Annotated in this window: 17 protein-coding genes; 2 read left to right on the top strand and 15 right to left on the bottom strand. The window is 46.8% G+C overall.

The genetic code is table 11. The annotated features are described in order from the left end of the window. The first annotated feature begins 6 nt into the window (after positions 1 to 6). Positions 7 to 1,833, top strand: coding sequence for a T9SS type A sorting domain-containing protein (locus GWR21_RS30550; protein WP_162335476.1), 1,827 nt, complete (start codon positions 7 to 9; stop codon positions 1,831 to 1,833). Positions 1,834 to 1,914: 81 nt separating this feature from the next. Here the strand turns inward: GWR21_RS30550 and GWR21_RS30555 are convergent, their stop codons facing one another. Beyond that, positions 1,915 to 2,874, bottom strand: a complete 960-nt coding sequence (locus GWR21_RS30555; protein WP_162335477.1) for an MBL fold metallo-hydrolase — start codon at positions 2,872 to 2,874, stop codon at positions 1,915 to 1,917. A gap of 551 nt (positions 2,875 to 3,425) precedes the next feature. Between GWR21_RS30555 and GWR21_RS30560 the strand changes: the two genes are divergently transcribed. Then, entirely contained in the window at positions 3,426 to 4,478 is a 1,053-nt protein-coding gene (locus GWR21_RS30560; protein WP_238430095.1) for an LLM class flavin-dependent oxidoreductase, read from the top strand. A gap of 44 nt (positions 4,479 to 4,522) precedes the next feature. Here the strand turns inward: GWR21_RS30560 and GWR21_RS30565 are convergent, their stop codons facing one another. From GWR21_RS30565 to GWR21_RS30630, 14 genes are all read right to left on the bottom strand, one after another. Then, entirely contained in the window at positions 4,523 to 5,149 is a 627-nt protein-coding gene (locus GWR21_RS30565) for a glycosyltransferase (protein ID WP_162335478.1), read from the bottom strand. Positions 5,150 to 5,168: 19 nt separating this feature from the next. Next, positions 5,169 to 7,559, bottom strand: coding sequence for an outer membrane beta-barrel family protein (locus GWR21_RS30570; protein WP_162335479.1), 2,391 nt, complete (start codon positions 7,557 to 7,559; stop codon positions 5,169 to 5,171). Positions 7,560 to 7,656: 97 nt separating this feature from the next. After that, complete coding sequence (locus GWR21_RS30575; protein WP_162335480.1) at positions 7,657 to 7,977, bottom strand: 2Fe-2S iron-sulfur cluster-binding protein; 321 nt, start codon at positions 7,975 to 7,977, stop codon at positions 7,657 to 7,659. Positions 7,978 to 8,004: 27 nt separating this feature from the next. Beyond that, positions 8,005 to 9,306 (bottom strand): GlcNAc-transferase family protein, encoded by a 1,302-nt coding sequence (locus GWR21_RS30580; RefSeq protein WP_162335481.1) that lies wholly within the window; start codon positions 9,304 to 9,306, stop codon positions 8,005 to 8,007. Between the two features lie 39 nt (positions 9,307 to 9,345). Continuing rightward, positions 9,346 to 10,647: an SPASM domain-containing protein gene (locus GWR21_RS30585; protein ID WP_162335482.1), complete on the bottom strand. Its 1,302-nt coding sequence runs from the start codon at positions 10,645 to 10,647 to the stop codon at positions 9,346 to 9,348. After that, complete coding sequence (locus tag GWR21_RS30590; protein WP_162335483.1) at positions 10,644 to 11,156, bottom strand: hypothetical protein; 513 nt, start codon at positions 11,154 to 11,156, stop codon at positions 10,644 to 10,646. The genes GWR21_RS30585 and GWR21_RS30590 overlap by 4 nt, the downstream gene beginning before the upstream one ends. Before the next feature lie 10 nt (positions 11,157 to 11,166). Next, a complete protein-coding gene (locus tag GWR21_RS30595) occupies positions 11,167 to 13,389 on the bottom strand; it encodes a peptidase domain-containing ABC transporter (protein ID WP_162335484.1) in 2,223 nt (740 codons plus the stop codon). Positions 13,390 to 13,395: 6 nt separating this feature from the next. Beyond that, complete coding sequence (locus GWR21_RS30600) at positions 13,396 to 14,424, bottom strand: hypothetical protein (protein WP_162335485.1); 1,029 nt, start codon at positions 14,422 to 14,424, stop codon at positions 13,396 to 13,398. A gap of 5 nt (positions 14,425 to 14,429) precedes the next feature. Continuing rightward, the gene (locus GWR21_RS30605) at positions 14,430 to 15,800 is read right to left on the bottom strand and encodes a radical SAM/SPASM domain-containing protein (RefSeq protein ID WP_162335486.1); all 1,371 of its coding nucleotides are present in this window, start codon (positions 15,798 to 15,800) and stop codon (positions 14,430 to 14,432) included. A 178-nt stretch (positions 15,801 to 15,978) separates the two neighbouring features. Beyond that, entirely contained in the window at positions 15,979 to 16,188 is a 210-nt protein-coding gene (locus tag GWR21_RS30610; RefSeq protein ID WP_162335487.1) for a hypothetical protein, read from the bottom strand. Between the two features lie 362 nt (positions 16,189 to 16,550). Beyond that, complete coding sequence (locus tag GWR21_RS30615) at positions 16,551 to 17,327, bottom strand: glycosyltransferase family A protein (protein WP_162335488.1); 777 nt, start codon at positions 17,325 to 17,327, stop codon at positions 16,551 to 16,553. 382 nt (positions 17,328 to 17,709) lie between these two features. After that, on the bottom strand, positions 17,710 to 18,495 hold the full coding sequence (locus GWR21_RS30620; RefSeq protein WP_162335489.1) for a M90 family metallopeptidase: 786 nt from the start codon (positions 18,493 to 18,495) through the stop codon (positions 17,710 to 17,712). 155 nt (positions 18,496 to 18,650) lie between these two features. Continuing rightward, a complete protein-coding gene (locus tag GWR21_RS30625; protein ID WP_162335490.1) occupies positions 18,651 to 20,432 on the bottom strand; it encodes a RagB/SusD family nutrient uptake outer membrane protein in 1,782 nt (593 codons plus the stop codon). Between the two features lie 23 nt (positions 20,433 to 20,455). Continuing rightward, a complete protein-coding gene (locus tag GWR21_RS30630) occupies positions 20,456 to 23,641 on the bottom strand; it encodes a SusC/RagA family TonB-linked outer membrane protein (protein ID WP_162335491.1) in 3,186 nt (1,061 codons plus the stop codon). Positions 23,642 to 24,117: the final 476 nt, after the last annotated feature.

Genomic DNA, 24,117 nt, shown 5'->3' on the forward strand with positions numbered 1-24,117 from the left:
TCCCTCATGAGCAAACATGTCTACCTGGTTGTTATTGCCTGGTTTATTGGTGTGAGCATTACCCACGGACAAAATGCGGATCAGCAGTACTATAATGCGTTCGCATTGCAATTCCACTACAAAGCAGCAAGTTTCGTCGTAGACACGCCATTCTCTGCTTCTGCTCCGCAGGCATTTTTGTTATGGAGCGCTAATGTTTACCAGGATTCCACGAAAAGTTCTTTATCACTCGACCAGTTTGATGCCAGCGGTAATTTCATTTCCGAGCATGTGGTGCCGCAACCAGGCAAAGGGCTGCCGTCGCTGTTGCCCAAGAAGATCTTCCGGATGAAGAACGGTCAGGGTTACTATCTGTTAGGTTATGTGATCCAGTCCACTAACCTGGTCAATGGCATCCCTGTGTATTCGACGCCGGTAATCGTTCGTCTGAATCCGCTACTGAACCCTGTCTGGGTACAGAAGCTGCATTTCAGCTCAGTGAGCACTGCCAACGCGAATGCGCTCATTGAGTACAATGATCTGATCGAGGCAGTGAATGGGGATGTGATCATTGCAGGGCGTTACAGTCCCGTGCCAGCCGGTCAGCAGATCAATGTGCTGGCGACGCGTCTCACCAATGGTGGTACCATCGTATGGAACTACCAGTACTCGACTAACTTCACCTGTAACGCAAATGCGTTGTCGCTGACAGAGGCGACTGATAACAACATTATCCTGACAGGTTATGTAGAGCTGTGTACCAATGGATTTGGTGGTCCCCGTCAGGCACTTTTCCTCCGTCTTCAGCCTGGCGGTGTGCCGGTTACCGGTTTCGCCTATATTGGCGCTACTACGGAATCGGCAGGTACCAAGATCGTGAAGCGTACCAGCATTGCGGGTAATGATGCCTTCTTTATATCCGGTTTTACGGATGTTACAGCAGCTACAGGTGCGGTGAACAGGCAGGTACTGATACTGGACGTCAGGGAAACGGGCGCCATCATAGGGGCTTTCCATGTAGGCGATGCCGGTACAGAGGAGTCTAATGATCTTGTTATCCGCGATCTGGGTAATCAGAACTATCTGCTTTACCTGACAGGGTTCACCACCAGTTACTACACTGCTGTGAGTAAAGAGGTGTTCTTCCTGCAACTGCGCTATCTGCCTGGTACGCTCGGGCTTGTGGAGTTCAGTACTTTTCCGCAAACGGCCAGCTATACGGAGCGGTATGGTGTGGAAATAAAAGCTGCCGGCAAAGACAGGTTTGCGATATTGGCCAACGCCAACTACATCATTAGTAGCGCCAGCAATACCAGTACATTCACCAATGTACTTATCCGTGATCTATCCACCACTAACCAGCAGTGTATAAAAATACACCAGCCACCGGTAAGTAGCCTGAACCTGAGTCCTAAACAGCTCACGGTATCACCGGTCGCACTTTCATTTAAACCGTATGCAGAGAAGTATACACTATTCCAGAAGGTATATCCGAAGGCACTCTGTGGTCAATTTAAGGTAAATGCATATGATGCACTCAGCAGTGGTGTGATAGAACAGCGGGTGGCTGCACCTGGTGTCCTGCCAAACAAGCTGGCGCCGGTGACCAGACAGGAGACAGTGAGTGTCTATCCGAATCCGGCCAGCAACTACGTATTTATCCAATACAGCAAGCCTATCACCGGTAAGGTGCAGGCGCGCGTATTTGGTGCAGATATGCGTTTGCTGAAAACGGTAGAGATCAGTGACAACAGCAGGAAGACATTGTCACTGGATGGCCTGCCAGCCGGTTTGTATTTTATACAGGTTGGTAATGACAGTAATAAAGAGATCTTTAAAATAATGAAGAACTAAAGACCTCTTGGTCATCGTCAGGAGCGTATCTCCTTACAAAGTAAGAACGTGCTGGTGTCGGCTGCCAGCACGTTCTTCTTATTATACGGTAATACCTTTATATACCAGTTTCGTGAAGAAGTCTGGTCCGATAACGAAATTACCCCACTGTGCATCGAAGTCACGCGTTGGTTTAGCCGCTACTACTTCTTTCATTGACATACCACTTTTCTTCAGCTTGATCACTTTTTCATTGATCGCCACCAGCATGTCCCTGTATGCGGTGAGTTGTTTTTTATCGCCTACCGGTCCATGCCCGGGAACGATCAATGTTTTGTCGGTAGTGACGCTGATATTATGATTGGCTGCTTTGATCATGCCCGCAATACTTCCGCCGGTGTTATAGTCTATAAAAGGATAGTAGCCGTTCCACCAGGTGTCGGCCACATGTAACACATCTGCATCAGGGAAATATACCGAAATATCCGAGTCAGTATGTGCAGGTGCATAGTGCCATAACCGGATGGTTTCTCCATCGAATTTCAGCGTATGTTCTTTTTCGAATACAGTAGTGGGAAGAGCGCCGGCAGGGGCAGGAGGGAAGGTGTAATTCCAGTCATCTACCCGGACGGTTTGCGAGAGCCGCTTGCGCGTGTTGGTATGTGCAATGATCTTAGCGCCTTCCTGGTGTACCCACTCGTTGCCACTGGCATGATCAAAATGCCAGTGAGTGTTGATCAGGTATTGTAAAGGGGCCTGGTTAATAGCGTTGATCTGTGCTTTCATTTTATCTTTTGACACATCTATTCCTGCATCTACCAGCAGATTGCCTTCCTTGCCGGCAGCCAGGATAATATTGCCCCCCGAGCCATCTAGTAAGGTGAGGTTACCACGCAGTTTGGTAGCTACAACAGGCGACTTTTTAGCTTCGCCGATGATCATTGTCACCGGGCTTTCAGACTGTGCGAATACCGATTTCGGGGACAGCATGAAGGCGCCGGCCAGCACGCCCACGGAGGAAAGGAAATTCCTGCGGTCTATAAAATGTTGTTGTGTTTTCATGTCAAAGTATTAATGTTCAATGAATGGATTATATCAATTAAGGCTGCTGTATATACCAGCAGCTACGCAGGCAGGGGCATGTATGCACCTTCCGCAGGTTGCTTTATGGAAACCGGGGCATGTCTCTTTTTTAGGTTCTGGTAAAAGAGGAATCTTGTCGTAAGGAGAAATTCAATTAGAATGCCAGAGCTACAACATGATGATTATTAATTTATTATGAGAAATGTTCCCTGGAAGTCGACAGCGATATTTCGCTAAATAGCTGATTGAAGACACCAATAATAGCGACATGTAAATAGAGGTATATCAGCATGCGGAGACTGGTACTTTATCTGATAGTCAATAGGGGGCAGGATTAGGTTAGTACAATACTTCCCTTTAGGAAACTACTATACTTTGTATAGTGATTTATAGTTAGCTTTGTCTATTATTTAATAAACAATGTTCTGGCTTCATAGGTGTCATTACCCTATGAACTCATTAACACGCCGGTGTTCAGCTATAATATTCCCGGGGGAATATGAACTGGAGGAAATGAGAAGAGACCCTGTATGTCAGGATCTGCGGGACAGGAAAAAGATACGATCAATATGGAGCAGAGACACATCGCATATTCTATTTTGGAGCTGGCGCTGGTGCCGAAAGGAAGCACCATAAAACAGGCATTGAACAACTCGCTGGTATTAGCGAAGGAAGCGGAAGCATTGCATTATCGCCGGTTCTGGTTTGCAGAACATCATAATGCGGATCACCTTGGCAGCAATGCACCTTCGCTGCTGGCAGGGTATATAGCGGATAATACGCAATCTATCAGGGTGGGCTCAGGCGGGATCATGCTGCCTAACCACTCGCCCTTAGTCATTGCAGAGCAATTCGGCACATTAGCACACTTATATCCGGGCCGTATTGATCTGGGCCTGGGAAGAGCTCCAGGTACCGATCAGCAGACCGCTCATGCGATCCGGTCAGATTTCATGCAGGCGGCACATTCATTTCCGCAGGAGGTAAGTAAAATACAGCAGTATTTTTCCACGGACAATAAGACCTCAAAGGTGAGGGCCACCATTGCAGAAGGAACCAATGTACCACTCTACATATTAGGATCAAGCACAGACAGCGCTCACCTGGCTGCGCAGAAGGGATTACCTTATGCCTTTGCAAGCCACTTCGCGACCACACATTTACTAAATGCACTGAGGATCTACAGGGAAGAATTCAGGCCATCTGCATCACTTGAACATCCGTATACCATAGCGGGGGTGAATATTTTCGTTGCCGATACGGACGAAGAAGCGGAGATGCTTTTCACCTCATTGGTGAGGATGTTCATTGGTGTACTTACAGGTGTAAGCGATGCGTTGCAACCGCCGGCTGAAATGACGGAGGATCTCCGGAATACAATGGGGCATCCGGCATTGAGTCAGATGCTGAAATACTCCTTCTTCGGCAGTAAAGAGACGGTGAAAAAGCAGATCAGTCAGTTCCTCGATGAAACGAAAGTAGATGAACTTATCTGTGTGTCTCCGACCTATGCTATTGAAGACAGGTTGAAGTCGATCCGGTTGTTTGCTGAGGTAATGAATGAGATAAACGGGAATAAATAGCGGGCTGGTGACGGGATCGTGCCGGATCGGCAGTCACTATCAGCTTATAGCCACGTGTGCAGCCAATAGTGAATCAGCGGTTTGGTAACAGCACGCTGGTACAGGTTCCGTGCTTCCTGATAGTCGAATTCAAACATATCTTTCACTACCACGACCTGTTGTCTGGTCTGGCTTTTTTTCATCGTCTCCTTCATTCTGAAGGGGCCTGTATACTGTGGCGTCTTCGGAAGCTGCTGTGTATGGAAAACACTGATGATATCATCTACCAGGGCTTTCAGATAAGGCTCTCCCTGCTCAGCTGCAAAGCATTCAGCAGCATATGTATCATTTACCGGGTCTACCAGTAAATACCCATGGGGCATTCCACTGATGAGATGATGATAATCTGCTGAGCTGACGAGTTCCACATCCCAGTCCACATAGTAACCGGAGTAGTGGTAAACGATCAGATACCTCGCAATATCTGATGCTTCTGCAAAGTTCCTTGCCTGCAGGAACGGAGCGAGTGCCAGCGGGTAATGTGTAGCAATAAAATCCCGGGTGGTAAGATAGTCCCATTGCTTTATCCCGAAACCGTAGTGCTTCATTTTGTTCCAGGAAGTCACGCATCTCCAGATCGTGGAGTTAGTGATATCAGTTAACAGAACCTGATGAATAACAGGTGCCACCATTGTAAACTATTTATGATGCTCAATACGCCCTTTGCTTTTCCTTCTCATTCATGAAGTTCCTTTGTCTGGGCGAAACTTTCGTACTGCCGAATCTGTAAGATAAGGTCACTCTCAGGTTCCTGGTATCGTAGTAATTATCATAATGCTGCTGCACACCATTGACAACGGCATGAAGCTTTGCCTGGGTGGTCTTCAGTATATCGCTTGCCAGTATTGCAGCATCCCACTTGTTACTGATTTTGTACCTGACAGCCACATTCACGTTATATCTTGGCGTTCTGCGAAATATGCCGGTGATCTGTGGTGAATAGTAGAAGAACGATAGCTGTGAACTGATCTTTTTACTGATCTTAAACGTATTATCCATGCTGAAATAGGCCACATAAACTTCATAGTTAGGTACGATAGATGTGTCTCGCTGCCTGATATTTCTGTGATAGCCAGTAACGATAAAATTAGATTCGAGCCAGCTTACCTTACGGAAGGTATACACAGCAGTCAGGCCCACCGTGGATGTGTTGTAGAAATTCTGCATGGTATCTACCACTATCTTCGAGTTCTCATATGGTATCGCTGTCTGCGCTATCTGATCGTTACCAAAGTTTGTATATAGGGATAAATTCAGATTATTGTTATTGGAGTAGTTCAGCTCCAGATTGTGTGAAAAGGAAGGTAACAGATAAGGATTGCCTACAGCGTAATAATACTGTGTGATATATCTTTCAAAAGGATTCAGACTGAGATAAGCTGGCCGGTCTATCCTGCGTCCATACCCGATTGAAAATATATGCTGGTCATTCAGTCTGTAAGATGAGTAAAAGGTCGGGAAAAGCTTCAGGTAGTCGTTCTTATAGGTACTTTCCAGTGTGTTGGAGATACCTTTGGTATGGGTGTTTTCTATTCGCAGCCCACCTTTAAGCTCAAATTTTTCGCCCAGGGCCCGGCTTACCGAAACGAACACGGCGCCTGTATTCTCGGTGAATTCAAAGCTGTCTTTGTAGTCAAACAAGGTATCCGTTTTTGCGGCTACAGCTGCTGCGGATAGTTCATTCCTGTTATGCGAACTGGAATAACTTACACCATAATTCACTTCAAACTGTTGTATCTTATGTTCAACGTCGATGTTCAGTGATGTATTTCTGAACTGATTATCGCCTATATTCCGGGAGAACCATTCCCTGCCGCTCATGGGTAGTTCATCCGGACCATAGGTGCCTGAATTGAAATCCCTGAAGTTATTATTGTGGCTCCGGTAATAGTCCAGGTCTACGACAATGCGCTGACCATCCTTTCCGAGGGAATAGGTTGAATTGAGGTTCAATGCCAGATTTTCTGTTTCAGCATGCTGGTGCCCGCTTCCGATAAGAGAGGAGTCTATATGTCCGCTTGTTTTTCCTTCTATTCTTGTGGAAGTCTGATCATTGGCATGTGGACGGCTGTTATTGTAGAAGGCCTGTGCGCCAATGGTAAGCTTATCCGACATAGTATAGTCAGCCTGCAGCCTTGCATTATATAGTTTCGTATAATTTCTTCTGTTACTTTTGCTTTCCCAGTTTTGTGTGGCATAGAGGATCCGTGGTCGTTCTATGGAAGCACTTGAACCTTCGGTCATGCTGGCATTTGTGGAAAGGGACAGTTTTCTTTTCTGATAGTTAAAGCCAAGGCCCAGGTTCCCGGTTGCATAAGTTGCCTGTGTATATACTGACCTTATCGAAGCGCTCCAGTAGTCGTTGACCACCTTTTTCAGCTTTATATTCAGTAAGCCCGAATTGCCTTCCGCACTGTATTTGGAGGGCGGCATTGTGATCACCTCTATACTTTCTATGTTGCCGGATGGAATACTTCTGAGGTAGGCAGCCAGGTCCTCACCGGATATCCGCAGCATCTTGTCGTTGACCATGACCGAAACGCTCCCCTTGCCGATTATACCCAGTGCGCCGTTCTCTGCCATCACCATTGGCGTTACTTTCAGTACGTCCAGCGCATCACCACTTAAGGATGCCATACTATTATTTACATTGAAGACCAACCTGTCCACCTTACGTTCTATCAGGGGCTTTCTGCTATTGATTTCCACCTGTTTTAGTTCGGTCACGCTATGACGCATGGTGATAACCAGTTCGCCTGCACTACCGGCACCCAGTGTCGTGTCAACGCTTTCAAAGCCGGTAAAGCTGCATTGCAGGCGGTACGTCGTGTTTGCTGGCAGGTCCCTGAATGCAAACACACCATTCTGATCTGACAAGGTATACTGCAACATCGCTGAGTCCCGGAATAGCTTAACAGTGACATATTCGAGCGGGCTATTTTCAGGGGTAACGATGCGCCCCTGAATACTTTGAGCGAGCAGGGAATCCGCCTGGAAAAGCAACAACAGCATGATAACAGAAACGTTTGCTAAAGTCTTCATAACAGGATATAGTAATTGTAGGGTTTTTCTTCGCTAGACAATTATACTATTTTGAATATAAAGTAGTAAAAAAATCTGATTCGGACATAAAAACCTATCATATACCCTTTCTGTACTTTGCCAGTTCTTTCTCTTTATGTGTGGAAATGACACTATCTGAAGTGATGTAGGCGGAGCAGGCAAGCATGTAGCCTTCATTCAGTTCAGTTTCACTTAGTACGGTTTGTGGCGTGTGTCGTACGGAGCCTGAGGAAAGCTTGCATACACAGCTGGAGCAATCGCCTGTGCGACAAAGGAACGGTAGTGTAACATCCGCATCTGCTGCGGCATTCAGAATAGATGTTCCATCGGCTACGTCAATCGTCAGATTGAGCCCCTTTTTATCATTGACGAGCGTTAACTTATAAACTGTTGACATGTTATAAAGCGGTTTAAGCGATTATGTTTATAGTACATGACATTTTTTAATGGCGAAGTTACCCAGACCGGCTACAAAGTAAGGCATCCGGCCCCTGACCTTCCTGTTCCATCCGCCGGATGCGGAATGTAAAGACAGGCACCATGTGTCAGGCAGATGGCTGCAGGAAAAACTAATGTCGAGCATGCAGTCGTCGGTCTGGGAATGTAGCATGCCGGCAATGTCATTTGCATCCAGGGACCTTTGATATACTTCCTGTTGATTGGCCACAAATGTGATGGTGGCAGCATCATAATCATCTTTGACGAAAACGCGGCGGGGAATGCGCAGTACATTGTTGACACAGCAACAGAAACTTTCCTGCCATTCTTCCTGCGTATGGTATACCTGCGGATTGGGTGGAGGTAAGTGCTTCAGTGTATATTGCTGTACCTGTTTTTTGCACAGTAATATCCCGGCATAATGTTCATAGTCGCTCAGGGACCGTACGTTGCCGAGACCATATACACCCCAGTCATAATAGGATGATTGTTCCCCGCTTTCAAAGAATTTCCTTAACCTGTCCATGGCATGAATTTCAACGGCCTCGGTAGCCGCATGATCCTCCCAGTGCTTAGGGCTTTCCCGTCTCGAATAGTAGTGCCAGGTGATATTGAGATGTGGATGGAACAGGTCATACCCATGTGTATAGGCACGGACGGCCAGGTTAATTTCTTCTCCCATGAAATATAAGTGCGGGTCGTCGAGTATCTCCTGACAGAAGGCGCCAATCGAAAAGGTGAAGCCGCCGGCAAGGAAGCGTGCCGGCACAGGACCAGTAAGTGTTTCCCAGTCAGGGATCTGGGCTGGCCAGCCGATAGGAAAGACGCCGCTCCTGTCGAATTCCCGGAAAATGATCTGGTTTGGCGGTACATCTTCGTACTCAAAGCCGGCCGGATCAAAGTGAGGCGGATAAGTAGTCAGCACCGGTTTGGGATAACCCTGCTGCTGCAGGGACAACAGCATGTCTATCAATACCGTGTCCCAGTTCCGGATGAACCGCATATGAGAGTCAACCTGTAACGTGTATTCCTCTCCTTTATACTGCTGTTGTATAAGGTTCCTGGCCCAGCAAAGTCCGCCAGACTCATTGTAGGGGACATCGATGATATTGAACCGGCTGTCTGCGCGGTACACGTCCAGTTCAGCATTAAAAACATCATCGGGGTGGTACTGATGACAGATCGTTATGCGCAGATTATCGGGCCGACCGGCTTTTTCCAGCAGGTCCCGAAGAGTGGAACCGAGCAGGAAATCCCTGTAAGCCGCGATTTGAACAAATATTAGCATTTTTATCCTTTTCTATGGTAAACAGCTCATTTCTCTGTCTTACGCTTCAATGATCAATTCATTCATACGCGTTTTCTGGTTCAGGTAGCTTAATATCAGCCGGTCCTCCATGTTATATTTAAAGGCAGGACATCCGCTTTGACCTTCCGCCCATTTTAAGCGGCAGCCACCACCGCAGACGGGCAGGAGATTACAGGTGTAACAGTCGGTATCGCCATTTTTTATTTCATGGACCCAGTTCCGGAATTGCGTATCGTGGGAGCGGAAAGGCTGACCTTCCAGCAGGTTACCCAACGTATTTGCACCTATGATAGCCGCAGTTGCAGCCGGCAGTGCGTTGCAGGAAAACAGATTACCCTGGAGGTCAACGGCAGCAGCTCCCTTGTCCACCGCTGCACAGGCTGTGAAAGTCCGGGCAGGTAGGATGCCCAGTATGAATCCCTGCTGAATAGCATAAAGCACGTATTCGATCTCGTACTCCGCTAACAGCGCTGCATCGGTCTGTCCATCTTCTGTCATCCCAAAGTGGAAGGTGACACGGTTTTGGGCATGGGCAGCAGCCAGTTTGTCGATGATATCTACCACCGCTTCCTGGCTGAATGTGTTAATATTGATCCGTATTTCGAAGATGATCCCCTCCTGTGGGAGGAATGGAAAACTGTTCAGAATATCCACGATGTTGGCGATCACCAGATGAGCGTTGGATGGCTGATCGTTTCCGCCGCCGTCCAGTGCTACATGATAGTTTTTGATGTTACAGCGGTAGAATAGTGTCTCAAATATCTCTTTGTGAAGGGAGGCGCCGTCACAGATCATAGCAGCGGTATACAGAACGGCGTAGCGGTCGGCCAGCATGCGGTTTAAGTCGGATAAATGAGCGATTGCCGGCAGATCCCTGGCGGGATCGCCCACATTCCAGATCACATTAAAAGCTTTGTATTTTTTAGAACGGAGCTGATTTTCGGTATAATGGGCCAATGCTTCCCTGACCGGGTCGCCCATCGATTCATTTCCCTGCTTTGGTGTACAGGAGGAACAACCGGACCGGCATGCCGCTGAAGTATTTATAAACAGGGAAAAGTTATCATGATACAGATCATTCCCGTCTAATATAGCTGCGAGTTCATCCCGTTCCGGCGGTACAAGTATGCTGACATGCTCCAGTTCTTTTCTGATGCCGTTATCCACCCGGTCAATGCAGCCATTCACCAGGTGGTGGAAAATGGATTCGCTCACCACAACGGTAACATTACTGATACATGAATAAATAATCCTTTGCGCGTCTGCACCTTCTTCACCATCATTCAGTGAGGTGCTGATGATATATTTTGAGAGCTTCATCGTTTGATCAGTTTTCTAAACATGGATACGAATACCTTTTCTTTAGCTGTTGTGACGTCGATGCTTACCTGCATTCCTTCCGAAGGATGTAACAGCCTGTTGTTGTGCAGGCGCAGATCTTCGCCGCTACCGGCTACCTTCAGCGACAGAAGCGTGGCGTTACCGGCAGTCCATAGAGAGTCGATGGTCGCCGCTAGTGATCCGGCGCTGACAGCGTTGTTTCCCAGGATAGTCACAGATGCCTGGTTACCACGCTGCAGGCTATGTTGCGGCGTTATATTCAGGGAGAATACCAGTAGCTGACTATCGTGTTGAGACCGCCGGGATACAAATGCTGCCAGCAGCTGCTCCTTTGTTTGTAACTGGATCCTGTTCATTAGGATCAACGCTGCGGCGATGATCAGCACAATGAGGGTATTGCCCCAGTTCACAATGAAATGGGGAGGTTTGTTCATTACTTCCTGAACTTCATGACTCCTGACTTCGTACTTTGTTTTCAGTTCTGACACGATAAATATTTTAATCTCCCAATTCGAGTTGATTCCGTACCAGCTCAAAATATTTGCCCTTCGCCTTTGTCAGTGTTTCGTGATTCCCTATTTCGGCTATTTCACCTTTATCCAGCACTACGATCTGATCGGCCTGCTTTACTGTACTTAGGCGATGCGCGATAATGACCACGGTTTTATTTTTGAAAAACGCATGCAGGTGGTCCATGATGACCTTTTCATTATTTGCATCCAGGCTGCTGGTGGCCTCATCAAAGAAGAGGTAATCAGGATTTTTATACACAGCGCGTGCTATCAGGATACGCTGTCGTTGTCCGCCACTGATACCCACCCCGGACAATCCGATCTTGGTAGTATATCCGGAAGGCGTACTTTCGATGAAATCTTTCAGATTGGATACCCTTACAGCCAGTTCCATTTTAGTTTCGTCTATCTCATTTCCATCCAGGGCAATGTTCTTGGCGATGGTATCGTGAAAGATATAGCCGTCCTGCATTACGGTGCCGCATTGTCCGCGCCACATTCGTGGAGAAAGCTCCGCCAGGTCCTTACTACCCACTGATATATTTCCGGTGACCGGCTGATAGAAATTCAGCAGTAATTTCATCAGGGTCGTTTTCCCGCTGCCACTGGTGCCAACAATGGCAGTCACCTTCGCTTTCGGTATACAGAGATTGATGTTTTTCAGTACAAAAGGGGAATTAGGTCCTTCGTACTGGAATGAGAGGTTGCGAAGGTGCAGGTCTTCCTGCAACATGTACGCGCCGTTTTTCTTGTCTTTGACAATGTCTTCCTCATCCTGTTTGCTGTGTATTTCCTGCAGCCTGCCCATGCTGAGCTTCGCATCCTGGGCGGCCCGAATGAGGCTTACCAGCTGTTCGATCGGTGAGGTGGTTTGTCCGATGATGTAGGATATACTGAGTAACTGGCCGATAGTCATATTGCCTTTTATCGCCTCGCTGGCTGCAAAGAAGGAGATGAGTATATTTTTCAGGTGCATGACGAAGGCCATCCCCGTTCGCTGATACTGTTCGAGCGCCAGGCTCTTTATATTCAGTTTAAAGTCTTTTACCTGCAGTTGTTCCCATTCCCAGCGTTTGGGTGTTTCGCTGCCATAGAGTTTTATTTCCTGCATACCAGTGATCATCTCATACAGTTTGTCCTGGTTTTCCCGGCTGCGGGCGAACCGCTTATAATCCATGTCCCTTCTTTTTTTCTGAAACAACAATATCCACAGGATACCGGCCATACTGAAGGAAAGGAACAGCAGGAGGATCTTAAGATCATAGATCGCCAGCACGACTGTGAACACAATAATGTTGATGAGCGAAAACAGTGATGTCAGGACGTTCCCTGTGAGGAAGTTTTCGATGCGATGGTGGTCGTTGATACGCTGTGCAATATCACCGACGGCCTTTGAATCGAAATACCTGATTGGCAGCTTTAGCAGTTTGACGAGGAAATCGGAAATAATGCTAAGACTGATGCGGGTGTTAATGTGTAGTAGCAGCCATGAACGGACCAGCTCTATACCAATGTTTCCCATAGACAGGAAAAGCTGTGACAGCAGTACGATATATATCACCGATATGTTTTTCTCAGCGACACCCTGGTCGATGAGGATCTGCGAAGCAAAGGGAAGAAGCAGTGAAATAAAGCTGGCGGCCATCATACCCAGTACCAGCTGGGCAATATGCCGCCTGAAGGGCGTAAGGTAACGCAGCAGGAATCCATACCCTTCCTTATTTTCACTGACTGCTTCACGGGAATAGAAGTTAGGGGTGGGCTCCAGTAACAGGGCCAATCCTCTTTCATTGTAGGTGGACACCCAGCCTTTGTAAAAAGTATCATGGTCGATCTTCACAATGCCATGTGCAGGATCCGCGATCACGAATTCATCGGTTGTCGCATTTTTCCGTAGCTGGCTGATAATAGAATTCCCTTTCGGTTTCACATCTGACAAGACAACGAAATGATCATGGTTCCAGTGAAGGATGCAGGGGAGTGGACAATCGGACACGAGTTTCTTATAGCTGAGCTTTACCATCAGCGTTCTAAAACCCAGTTTTTCTGCCGCATCATTTATACTGAGCAGGCTTACACCGTCTTTCCCCAGATAGCATATCTCACGCAGGTACTCCAGGGAATAACTTTTGCCATAGTAGTCCGCCACCATTTTCAGGCAGGCAGGTGCACAGTCCATTATATCATGCTGCATCGAAAATTTAAACATATAGTACTATATTATTGCAGATAACGGCCTTAAGGCATCGATCTGTGCAACTGATAGCTTCAGTGCTTTTTCCTGATATATTCTGATATTATCTTTTAGTGATGCCGATAGCAGATCACCGGCATTTTGATGGTTGAGTAAAGCCGACAGTACAAAATATTGAAGAGATGCCGGGACTTCTTCATGGAATATGTTGGCATTAATGGCCATGTCCAGTCCTTCTTCTTCTTTCCCTTCAGATATCAGCAGGAAAATTTCCAGTGCCTTCACCGTATCAGGTGCTATTAGCTCGTTATAGGCGATGTCCATATTCGCGAAGACGGACAGCAGGAAAGGATGCTGAAAGAAACTACCACTTTCGGGATTGGCCAGCGCTTTAAAGATAAGTCCGTTGAAGAACAGGTCCAGGATGGAACGGAGCTGGTTTTGTGAAGCCAGCACGTCAGAGAACGGGAACTCGAAAGTTTCTTTCGCGTTACTCAGCAAATAGCGCATTACTTCCCGTCCATAGCGGGCTGACTCGTCGTATCTGCCGGCATTGAAATACACGCGGGAGGTGTTCAGATATTGTTCGATCTTCATAAACATGCCGTCGCGGAAACCGTGACCGATGAGAAAATCTATATTGTCCAGTAATACCAGCATGTATTTCTCCGCATTGTCATAATCATGCCGGAGATAGTAATGGTAGTAGGCCATTACGGGATTGAATATGCTTTGCAGGGAATGATATTCCAGCGCAAGGTCTTGATTCAGCCGGTTATATTGTTCCCCGATCTTATCAACGAAATAGGTAGCCACATTGTGTTCTTTTGCCCTGCATACCCTTAGCAGCTTCTGGCTGATGCAGTAGCAGTAGGTATAGTGTTCCCTTTCCGGCAATTCTTTGATAACATATTCGAGGAGTGCATAGAATATGTGCCCATTGTCGAAGTTATTACTTTTGGAAGCAACCTGGCCCGGAGGCTCTTTTTCCGGCGCAGGGGCATAGTCTTCGAAAAGTTGCAGATAGTCTACGATTCTGGATGCGTTCATAGTTGTTACATTAAAGTTGTCAACGTTGACTTGTCCATTAAATATTGCAATACCAACTTATCTTCTATATTAGCCTTAATAGTAGGGCAGGTTACTTCGCCATTGTACCAGTCCTTGGGACATCCGCCGTTACACACGGGGAACAGGTTGCATTTGGAGCATTTCGGAGAGACGTTACAGGCGGCAAGATCATCATACCAGCCGCGCACCTGTGTTTTGTCGTTGTAGGTGGATGTATCTTCCAGCAGGTTCCCGATGATGTATTTCTCATCGTTATATTTCGGCGTATAGGGGAATTCGTAACAAGGCGTGATGTTGCCGGTTGCATCGTATACTTCGCTGGCTTCGTTGACGACCATGCATACATCATAGTTTCTAAGGGGCAGGATATATTCCATGGGAAATCCCTGTTCCTGCAGGTACATCAGCCATTCTATTTCGAGTTCGGCAAATTCGTTGGTGGTGAGTCCCTGTTCGTCACCTGCTGTTTTGTCGCCCCAGTTGGTAATTGGAGAAAAGCCCAGTTCTACTTTTTCCCGCAGACCTAATGAAACGATGTAATCTATAAACTCGGTTACGTGCTGATAGTTGGATTCGTCGATATTCATGCGTATGAAGATCGGCCGTTGTACAATTTGCTGATAGTGTTCGAGTGAACAGATCTCCACGATATTCTTCATGATAATGTCGAAGGTCGATTCACCTTTTTTGGTGATACGCCGTTTATCATGGTGTTCTTTCATGGTATCTACGGTGATCTGAAACCTGTTTATTTTGTGATGCAGATACAGTTCAGTGAAAATATCTTTTTTCAGGCTCAGTCCATTGGTGATCATGGAGGCACTATACCGGATGCCGCGGTCTTTTGCGATCTCCTGCATCCTGTTACTGAGGTTGATGATAGCGCTGTAACCCATTAAAGGCTCTCCACCGTACCAGGTGGTGTGTATGAGTTCAGCATCGTCCTTTCGGTCTAATTGCCAGAGCAGGCGCTGTAGGATTTTTTCCTGGATATCGGCACCCATAGTTTGCTTGGAATGGACCTGACCACAATAGAAGCATCCCAGCTGGCAGTTGGCGGTGGGCTGGATGGTTAAAGAGATACATTTTGTATCCTTGACACCAAGTTTATTCAGCTTCAGGATCTCCTGAAATTCGTCTTCGTGGCTATTGACGATGATCTCATAATCCATAAACCTGGACAGCAGGTTATTTCCCAGTCCCATAAAGTCACCGTTCAGCAGTTGCTGATAGACGCTGTCTTCGATCACGGCGGATATCCCGCTTCTCGTAGAGAAAAGTATGCGTTGGAGGGGGACACTGTTGGGGTCCAACACATCGGTTATCACTATGTATTTTGATAATTTGAACATCATGATGGTAGGGTTTGTTGTTATCCCATGCAGCGATACTTGTACCTGATTGCAGAGGAACCAGCGTAAAAGGGGAGCGTCAAATCGGCCCATAAAAAGCCATTAACAACATGTAGGTTTCCACCCACATGCTGTTAATGGACAAGACGTAATCTGTCTTGCGGTGGGCATAGTTATAGCATCAGGTATAGCTGCTACCGCCGTCACAGGTACAATCAGGTGGTTTTGTACTATAGGTTGAACCGTTGTTGCAGGTACAACCGGCGAGATTGCCTCCACGGGTAGAAGATGCCTCGTCGAGGTTCATTACTTCAAATCCATCCTCTAAACCGCCTTCTTTTTTGGCTTCGCTGAATTTTTGCAGCGCCAGTTGCAAGCGTTTTGACTTCATTGAAAACACATTTTGTTTTGAGAAATCTGCTAAAGTTTTACATTATTAAGCATGCGTTGAATGGCATAATTGCTCTTATGCAAAGTTTCAATTACAGATGGCCACTATATGAAAGACGTATAGATAGTTTCCCTCAATTTCATTCAGGCTGAAGAAAAGATTAATAAAGCCTGCCATTGCGGGATGTTTCTATTCTGGTGATTGTAACAATAAAGAATAAACGATTTAGTCTGCAAATCCGGGTTAAGACTGGCAATAGAGATCCATTCGCGTCACAGCTGTGTCCGCGTGAGGGCCTGCAGGAGATAGTCAGCGCTATGACAAAGTCCGTACAGATATTCAATAAACCAGTTAACTAGAAATCAAAACATTCGTTTCAGAGACGGGCGGTTTCGGATATCATGCAAAGCCTCCAGTTGCAGTTTCCTGCCACTGTCTGTAGCATGGTCGTTATCCGGATGGAGCCTGTAACAGTAAACGATATTAGGAACAGAGACAATGTTCTCATAGCCGGCCACTTCCATCAATGGCAACATCAGCGCCTGGTCGTAAGTGGACATGTAGAACCTGTCATCATTATATACGCCATTACTATACCTGAAATTATCTACATTAGGATCCTGTTGCAAAAAAGCCTTGAAGAGTTTATACTTAAAGGTTTTCAGATGAGATGCTTTCCAACTTGCCTTTCTCAGATTTTCAAACTCCGCTGTTGTGTAGGGTGGACATGGATCAAGAAATCCATAGTTAGTGATATATTGCCCATAGGTGAGCAATGTATTGTCATTATATTTACTGTTTACGATCTGTAGGGCAAATTCTCCGAAGAGATAGTCGTCACCATCCAGTATTACAACTATATCATCGTCATCAAGTGTCAGTTTGACGAGTGCCCGGTATATATTTTCGAGTGAGCCAAGCCGCTCTTTATTTCTTATGAAATGGAAATTTTCAAGGTCTTCATCTATTAAATCAAGGGTGCCATCGTCTGAAGCATCATCCAGCAAATAAACTACGTAGTTTCTGTATTCCTGTCCCAGCAAAGAGCTCACACAGTCGATAATATAATTACCGGCGTTCCTGAAGGGAACAAGCACCACCATTTTGTGAAATGTCTTTGGGTTATCTGGTATTAACATACTGAATCATTGAGTGCATTTGCGTGAAATTACGGTCTGGCGTTGGGTTGTATATTCAGATTCGAGGGAATGGAACAACAGTGTATTAAGTATGTAAAATGGGATATTAAGCGTTTAACAAACTGTTGGCCAACAAACTATTCATTTAACCTTAACTAAAGTAATACTAAATTATTTGAAAAACAAAATTTTCCTTTCAATTTTTATTGTGCCTGGTCAAAAAAAATATGCTTAAACATAATTTTGTTTACACTTAATTGTGTAATGGTTTTGGGATGATGTGAACAACCTGATGAGATGGATTTCTGCTACCAGTTTTTTCTTACTTCGTTGGTAATGGGTCCGGATCTGCATGCGTTAAGCAGCCATATTAAGAGGTTGTTCAGCTATCCGCTCCCGGCGGCGTCTGACCAAAGATCCGGCTCATCTGCGCATACATTTCAGGATGATGCTGTTTGAATTTCTCAGGTTTCTGGAAGAAATATTCCGAAGTCACTGCCAGAAACTCCGCTTCGTTTGTTACTGCATAAGGATTAATATCGGACCGGCCCTGCTCAATAGCGCGCATTTCTTCATGCATCATTTTCAACCAGGGCACTGCATATTCATGTCGCATCAGATTTTCAGGCACGCCATCGGTTGCACCGTCTGACATGTCCAGCAGATGTACGAATTCATGAATCGCCGTATGTTCGGTGCCCGATGACGTGGAAAAGGCCTTGATCAGCGCGGCTCTCGATAGCAACATCTGACCGTTCATATAGCCGGAGCCAACCATACCCAGTATATTCCTCTCGTCACCTTCAAACTGGAAGTTATGATCAAAGGTATCCGGGTAGAGGATAACGTTTGTAAGGTTACGATATTTCCAGTCAGGAAAACCGAAGATGGGGACCACGGCACTGGCCGCAATGTAGACTTTGTCCAGGTCAGTGACATCTGTGCCAACGCCTTCAATACGCACGTACTGTAAGAACTCGTTCACCAGTTTTTCGAAGCGGCCTTTTTCGTTGTCATTCAGGAGCTGATAATACCGGATATGTTCGTTGAGTAAATTTTTATAAATACCTGCCATGGCCTGGTTCTGCGTCTGATTTTTCTTTTTGCGGCGCATGTATAGTATGATGAACAGGCAACATGTTAGTAAGGCGATTGTATATAGCTCCATATGCTAAATGTAAGCAAAATAGCTAATCAGCCGCCGCATACACAGTCAGTATGACATAGATTGCCATAAATATAACCAGAAAGAAAGTGATCATGGTTTTTTAGGGAGGCGTGTAAAGATAGTTTACGCGCCTCCCTTTTGAGTGCTATAATATGTTAATACCCTGGATTCTGAACGATCCTTGGATTGCGGTCTATCACATCCTGTGGAATAGGGTTCAGGTACATTTTGGGGATGAACACATGCGGATGGTTCAATGGTACAGGTTCATATTGCCATACGCCGCTGTTATTACCCGGAATACTGTTGGTGATCTTCATGCCATGCCTGTCGTGGATGAGCAATTGTTCCGCCGTTTTCCAGCGAATAAGGTCATAGAATCGTTTATTTTCGAAGCATAACTCTACACGCCGCTCGTGGTGAATAGCAGTACGCATCTCCTCCTGACTGAGAGCCGGCGGCAGATCCGGCACTCCTGCACGGGCACGTAACTGGTTCATAGCAGCATATACGGAGGCATCCGGGCCCACGGCTTCATTCTGCGCTTCAGCATATCCCAGCAGGACCTCTGCGTAGCGGTAGTAAATAAAATTTGCGCCACTGATAGTTCCTCCGCCGGGTCTTACGAGTGGGTTCAACCGTTTCTTAAAATAATATCCTGTATTGCTGACGTCATCAGTACCGAAATCGATCTGATTTTTTGAAGGCCGTACTTTGTCTATGCGTGTGTAAATGGTGTCCTGTTTGTCCATCCAGGTCATTTTGTAAGGTGCGCCGTCATAAACGATCCATTGGTAGAACCTTGGTTCCCTGCCAACATAGGGGTTTTGGGGGTTATAACCGGACGCCGGATCCTGTATGCTTTTGCCATTTGCCATCTGAAACTGGTCTACCAGTTCCTGTGTAGGATTATAATTGCCCCAGGTGTAATAGGCGCCATTGATCCATACGGGGCCACCATATTGTTCAAAGGAAGAACCCATAGTGACCGCTACAACCTGCCGGTCCCAGACTATTTCACTATTGTACTCATTCGCTTCATACCACAAGGCTGACAAGTCAGCGAACAATCCATAGGGATGGCCGTTCCCAAACTGGTCCAGGAATTGTCTGAAGGTAGCGGCAGCAGCGCCCCATCTGTTTGGATCAAACTGGCCGTAGCCGGCCACATGATGCGGATCTGCACCCGCGGCTGGTTGTGCCGCGTTGAAGGCAGGGCTGGCGGCATATAGCTGTATCCAGCCTTTTAAGGCCAATGCTGCGCCTAATGTGGCCCTGCCGGCATCAGCATCGCCCCGGTTATATTTAACAGCCAGACGGGCATTTGAAATGACCGTATCGAGGTCGCTGGTTATAAAATCCACTGTTTGGGCAAACGTGCTTCTTGGGTAATACAGCTGACTGCTGTCGGCGGTACTGCGGTCAGGTACGGTAGTGATAATGGGAAGTCCGCCGAGGTGCATCCAGAGTTCGCTATAAAAGAACGCGCGAAGGAAGCGGGCTTCATCCAGCCGTCTTTCTCGCCAGGTATCCGAAAAGTTGGCAGCATATGTCTGGACCTTTGTCATGAAGGTGTTGCATTTCCTGACAGCAATAAATGTGGCGGGCCAATTGGTCAGCGCACCTGATCCCGTAATGCCACCCCACACCGTGTAGTCTGTGCCTGCAGGGGATACGATGCCCTGTTTCCAGTTGTAGGAGGTGTAGTAGAACCCTGCATCATTGTCGTCGGTGAAATTATCCAGGTTTTCAGGTTGATTCCAGTAGTTTGGCAAGCTGCCATAAATATCATTCAGAAAGATATCGGCATCTCCTTCTGATGCCCATTGCGTTTCGTCGGTTAGTTGTGTTTTATTCGTATTCTCGAGAAAATCTTTGGTGCAGGCGGAAAAGGGCAGGCAGCCGGCGAGCAGCACGAAGTATATAATATGTTTCATAAAAGGTACTGTTAAAGCGTGAACTAAAAGGTTACATTTAATCCCATCACATACACTTTCTGATTAGGATAGGCGGTTTCACCATCGGTGTAACCCACTTCGGGGTCGATGAAATTCAACTTGCTGATGGTAAATACGTTCTGACCAGATACATACATCCGCACGGACTGCATTTTCCAGCGTTGCGTGAGTACGGCAGGTAGCGTGTAACCCAGTACCGCTGTTTTCAGGCGTAGCAGTCCGGTGTTTGCCATCCAGAAATCGGAGGTCTGTGTATTATTTGCGTAGGGAGACTGATTAGCTCTTGGATACTTTGCGCGCTGACTGGCAGGTGTCCAGCGGTTATTATAATATTCATATGCAGAATTACTGTTGTTGTTATTAAAGGGGATCGTCTGGAAGCCAGCGATGTTAAAGCTGGACAAGGAAGAACCCTGAAAGAACAGGCTGAGATCCAGTCCTTTCCAGGAGGCGGATGGCGTGAAGCCATAAGTGATCAATGGATAGGTTGGATAACCGATATGCGTTTCATCGTGTGCATCGATCTTTCCATCCGGCTTTCCGTCCGGTCCGCTGAGATCAGCGTATTTTATATCACCGGGATGCAGGTTACCAAACTGTATCACGTTATAACCGTCTGCTGGATTAATGATACCGTCATTGTTCTTATCATCGGCAGTACTGAAAAGTCCGAGCGCATGGTAGCCGAATGGTGTACCCAGCGCCCTGCCCGTCCGGCTTCTGTTAGGATTGTTACGTGTAGCGGACGTTTCGAAGATCTGCAGCATTTTGTTCCGCGCATAGCTGAAGTTCCCGTTTAAACTGAGGCGCAGTCCATTTGTGAATTGATGTGTCGTACCAGCCGTGATCTCTATGCCACTGTTTTCCATGACACCTTCGTTCTCGTCCGATAGATTAAGACCATATTCAATAGGGATAGTTACCGCAGGCGGCAGCAGCATGCCAGTCCTTCTTTCCCTGAAATAATCCACCTCCAGATCTAATAATCCCTGCCACAATGAAGCTTCAAACCCAATGTTTGTCTTCGTAGAGATCTCCCAGGTGATATTGCGGTTGGCCTCACGTGGTACGAAAGATCCTTGCACCATCGTGCCATTGCCCCAGGCATAGGCATTACCATACAGGGAATAGCCCTGTAAATACTGGAAGGACGTTCCGGCAAGATTACCTGATTTTCCCCATGATCCTCTTAATTTCAGATAATTGACAAAGGGGATACGCTGCATGAAGCGCTCACCTGAAGCCACCCAGCCAAGAGACACCGCAGGGAAGTATCCCCAGCGTTTGCCTGGTGCGAAATAATAATGGCCATCATAGCGGCCAGATGCTTCTACCAGGTATTTGTTAGCATAACTATAGCCGATCCTGTAAACAAATCCGATCTGACTACCTGTAGAGGATGATCCGCTGTTATCAAAGTCATTTTTATTGGAGCTACCCATGCTGAGCTCATCGATGTTTACGCCAAAATTGTTCCTGCGTGCAGAAAAGGCGCTTGAGTCGCTGTCCCGTGCTTCTGCCACGAGCAAGCCGGTGATGTCATGTTTACCGAATGTGCGTTTATAATTCAGATATCCCTGGTAGGTATAGGTTCGCTGCTGTGCGTATTCCTGTTCCAGCCATGTATAGGTAGCGGCGCTTCCCTCAGAAGTGGATATTTGTCTCGTGTAGGTATATGGTGTGGTGGACAGATCCTGCGAATAAAAATAAAACGGTGTATGCCATCCTTTACTGGTGGTTTGCATCGGGTCGAAGCTGAAAGTGGCCTTGAGGCTCAACCCGGGTATGAACGGCAGTTCCTGGTTGACAGAAAGCGTTGATAGCATTGTGCTCTTGTTATCACGCTGGTATCCCGCATTAAGGACGCCGATAGGGGAGTTGCCTGCAAATTCGCCCCATAGACCATTGCTATATCTCAGGTTAGCAATGGGGACGAATTTATAGCCGCTGCGGAACAGGTTGCCTACCGTTGTGCCGGCATCCACAGAGCGGGTCTGCTGCCAGGCGCCGATCAGCGAAACGTTCACCGTAGTGGTTTTGGTAGCTTGTACGTCCAGATTGACAGTGTAGTCATATCGTTTATATTTAACCGGGTCAAACATGCCTGTCTGGTTCAGATAGCCCAGCGCAACGAAGTATTTTACTGATTGTGAGCCGCCGGTCAACTGAAGGCTATAGTTCTGCATGGGTGCATGCAGCTCCACGAGATCTTTGGTATTGCTGATGGGGTAACGGTCAGGGTCTTTTGCATGTAGTGCAGGATAATCGTCGATCAGGCTTTGGGCATAAGGCAATTGTGTGCCGTTGGGATTTTCATTGAGATAGGCTTCATTGTGGAGGCGCATATAGTCCTGCGCATTCAGCATATCAGGATAATACGTAGGCGTCTGCAGACCGTAGTATGCGTTCAGTGATAATTGTGGTGCACCACTCGCTCCTTTTTTGGTAGTGATCAACAATACGCCATTGGCGCCACCAAGGCCATAAGGGGCTACCGCAGCCGCATCTTTCAGCACGGTGACGGAAGCAATGGAGGTGGCAGGTATTTCGTTGATGTTGTTACGGATAATACCGTCGACTACAATAAGTGCGCCGTTGTTGCCGGTAGTGGCGATGCCACGGATGTGAATGTCTGGGTTATCGGCACCTGGCTGACCACCGTTGGGTCGCATACTTACACCGGCTACTCTGCCCGCCAGTGAGTTTGAGATGTTGGGGACGGCTGCTTTCGCCAGTTCTTTGCCACCAACTGATGATATGGCGGCTGTAGAAGATACTTTCTTTTGTGTGCCATATCCGATCACGAGTACTTCATTTAATCCGCTGGAGCTTTCCGCCAGAATGACCTCCATGGTGGCACGGCCTCCGATTGCAATTTCCTGCGACTGGTATCCCATGTAGCTGATCTCAATTACAGCTTTATCCGCTCCGGAGACCTGTAATTGAAAAGTGCCATCCTCTCTGGACACAGTTCCCGTATTGCTACCTTTTACTTTTACTGTGACGCCGGCAAGCGATTCACCTTTTACGTTTTTCACAATACCCTTTAACGTGGATGACTGCTGTTGCGAGACGTTAGTTGCATTGTACCGGGCAAATACAGGGACTACTTTGCCAGTCAGCAATAAGGACATGAGAAGTGTGGAGAGGCCCTGGCATAGAGAGGCTCTCCAGTTTCCTGGTTTCATATGTTTTTCATTAAACGATGGAATAATACATTTGGTAGCCCGTGCAGGCTGCCAGATGTTGTTTCGGGTTTCGGAAATGCTGGTTGGGCGATTTCCTCCATAATGTGGAATTAGTTAAGTGATATCACTTCATGACATTGATTTTGGTTGTTGAGTTATTAAATAACCAGTATCGGGTATCAGGATGTGTGGTCTGAATAGGGCTCGCTGGGCTGCTGGTGAGTTGTTATCTTCGCCGGGTCTTTGAATGTCTTCCTGTTTAGGTTAAACCGGATACCAGGGTTGTATAATAAATTCGAAACTTAATGGGAGCCTGTCATACCATGCTATTAGATAATCAGTACGCGCTTGTGACAGCTAATATAAGTCATTAAATCTAATAATTGTCAGCTGTACAAGTATAGGATTTTGTGTAATCGATTCCTTTTTTTGAAATACAGCATCTAAAGCAACGGAAAGGTGTGGGAGGTGGTGGG

Origin of the sequence: Chitinophaga agri (assembly GCF_010093065.1) — a bacterium.
GTDB classification, from domain to species: domain Bacteria; phylum Bacteroidota; class Bacteroidia; order Chitinophagales; family Chitinophagaceae; genus Chitinophaga; species Chitinophaga agri.

Excerpts from the sequence above, each read along its gene's own strand:
- GWR21_RS30605 (WP_162335486.1), bottom strand. The coding sequence starts at position 15,800 with ATGATGTTCAAATTATCAAAATACATAGTGATAACCGATGTGTTGGAC.
- GWR21_RS30560 (WP_238430095.1), top strand. The coding sequence starts at position 3,426 with ATGTCAGGATCTGCGGGACAGGAAAAAGATACGATCAATATGGAGCAG.
- GWR21_RS30575 (WP_162335480.1), bottom strand. The coding sequence starts at position 7,977 with ATGTCAACAGTTTATAAGTTAACGCTCGTCAATGATAAAAAGGGGCTC.
- GWR21_RS30580 (WP_162335481.1), bottom strand. The coding sequence starts at position 9,306 with ATGCTAATATTTGTTCAAATCGCGGCTTACAGGGATTTCCTGCTCGGT.
- GWR21_RS30615 (WP_162335488.1), bottom strand. The coding sequence starts at position 17,327 with ATGTTAATACCAGATAACCCAAAGACATTTCACAAAATGGTGGTGCTT.
- GWR21_RS30565 (WP_162335478.1), bottom strand. The coding sequence starts at position 5,149 with ATGGTGGCACCTGTTATTCATCAGGTTCTGTTAACTGATATCACTAAC.
- GWR21_RS30620 (WP_162335489.1), bottom strand. The coding sequence starts at position 18,495 with ATGGAGCTATATACAATCGCCTTACTAACATGTTGCCTGTTCATCATA.
- GWR21_RS30585 (WP_162335482.1), bottom strand. The coding sequence starts at position 10,647 with ATGAAGCTCTCAAAATATATCATCAGCACCTCACTGAATGATGGTGAA.
- GWR21_RS30550 (WP_162335476.1), top strand. The coding sequence starts at position 7 with ATGAGCAAACATGTCTACCTGGTTGTTATTGCCTGGTTTATTGGTGTG.
- GWR21_RS30555 (WP_162335477.1), bottom strand. The coding sequence starts at position 2,874 with ATGAAAACACAACAACATTTTATAGACCGCAGGAATTTCCTTTCCTCC.
- GWR21_RS30630 (WP_162335491.1), bottom strand. The coding sequence starts at position 23,641 with ATGAAACCAGGAAACTGGAGAGCCTCTCTATGCCAGGGCCTCTCCACA.
- GWR21_RS30595 (WP_162335484.1), bottom strand. The coding sequence starts at position 13,389 with ATGTTTAAATTTTCGATGCAGCATGATATAATGGACTGTGCACCTGCC.
- GWR21_RS30625 (WP_162335490.1), bottom strand. The coding sequence starts at position 20,432 with ATGAAACATATTATATACTTCGTGCTGCTCGCCGGCTGCCTGCCCTTT.
- GWR21_RS30570 (WP_162335479.1), bottom strand. The coding sequence starts at position 7,559 with ATGAAGACTTTAGCAAACGTTTCTGTTATCATGCTGTTGTTGCTTTTC.
- GWR21_RS30610 (WP_162335487.1), bottom strand. The coding sequence starts at position 16,188 with ATGAAGTCAAAACGCTTGCAACTGGCGCTGCAAAAATTCAGCGAAGCC.
- GWR21_RS30600 (WP_162335485.1), bottom strand. The coding sequence starts at position 14,424 with ATGAACGCATCCAGAATCGTAGACTATCTGCAACTTTTCGAAGACTAT.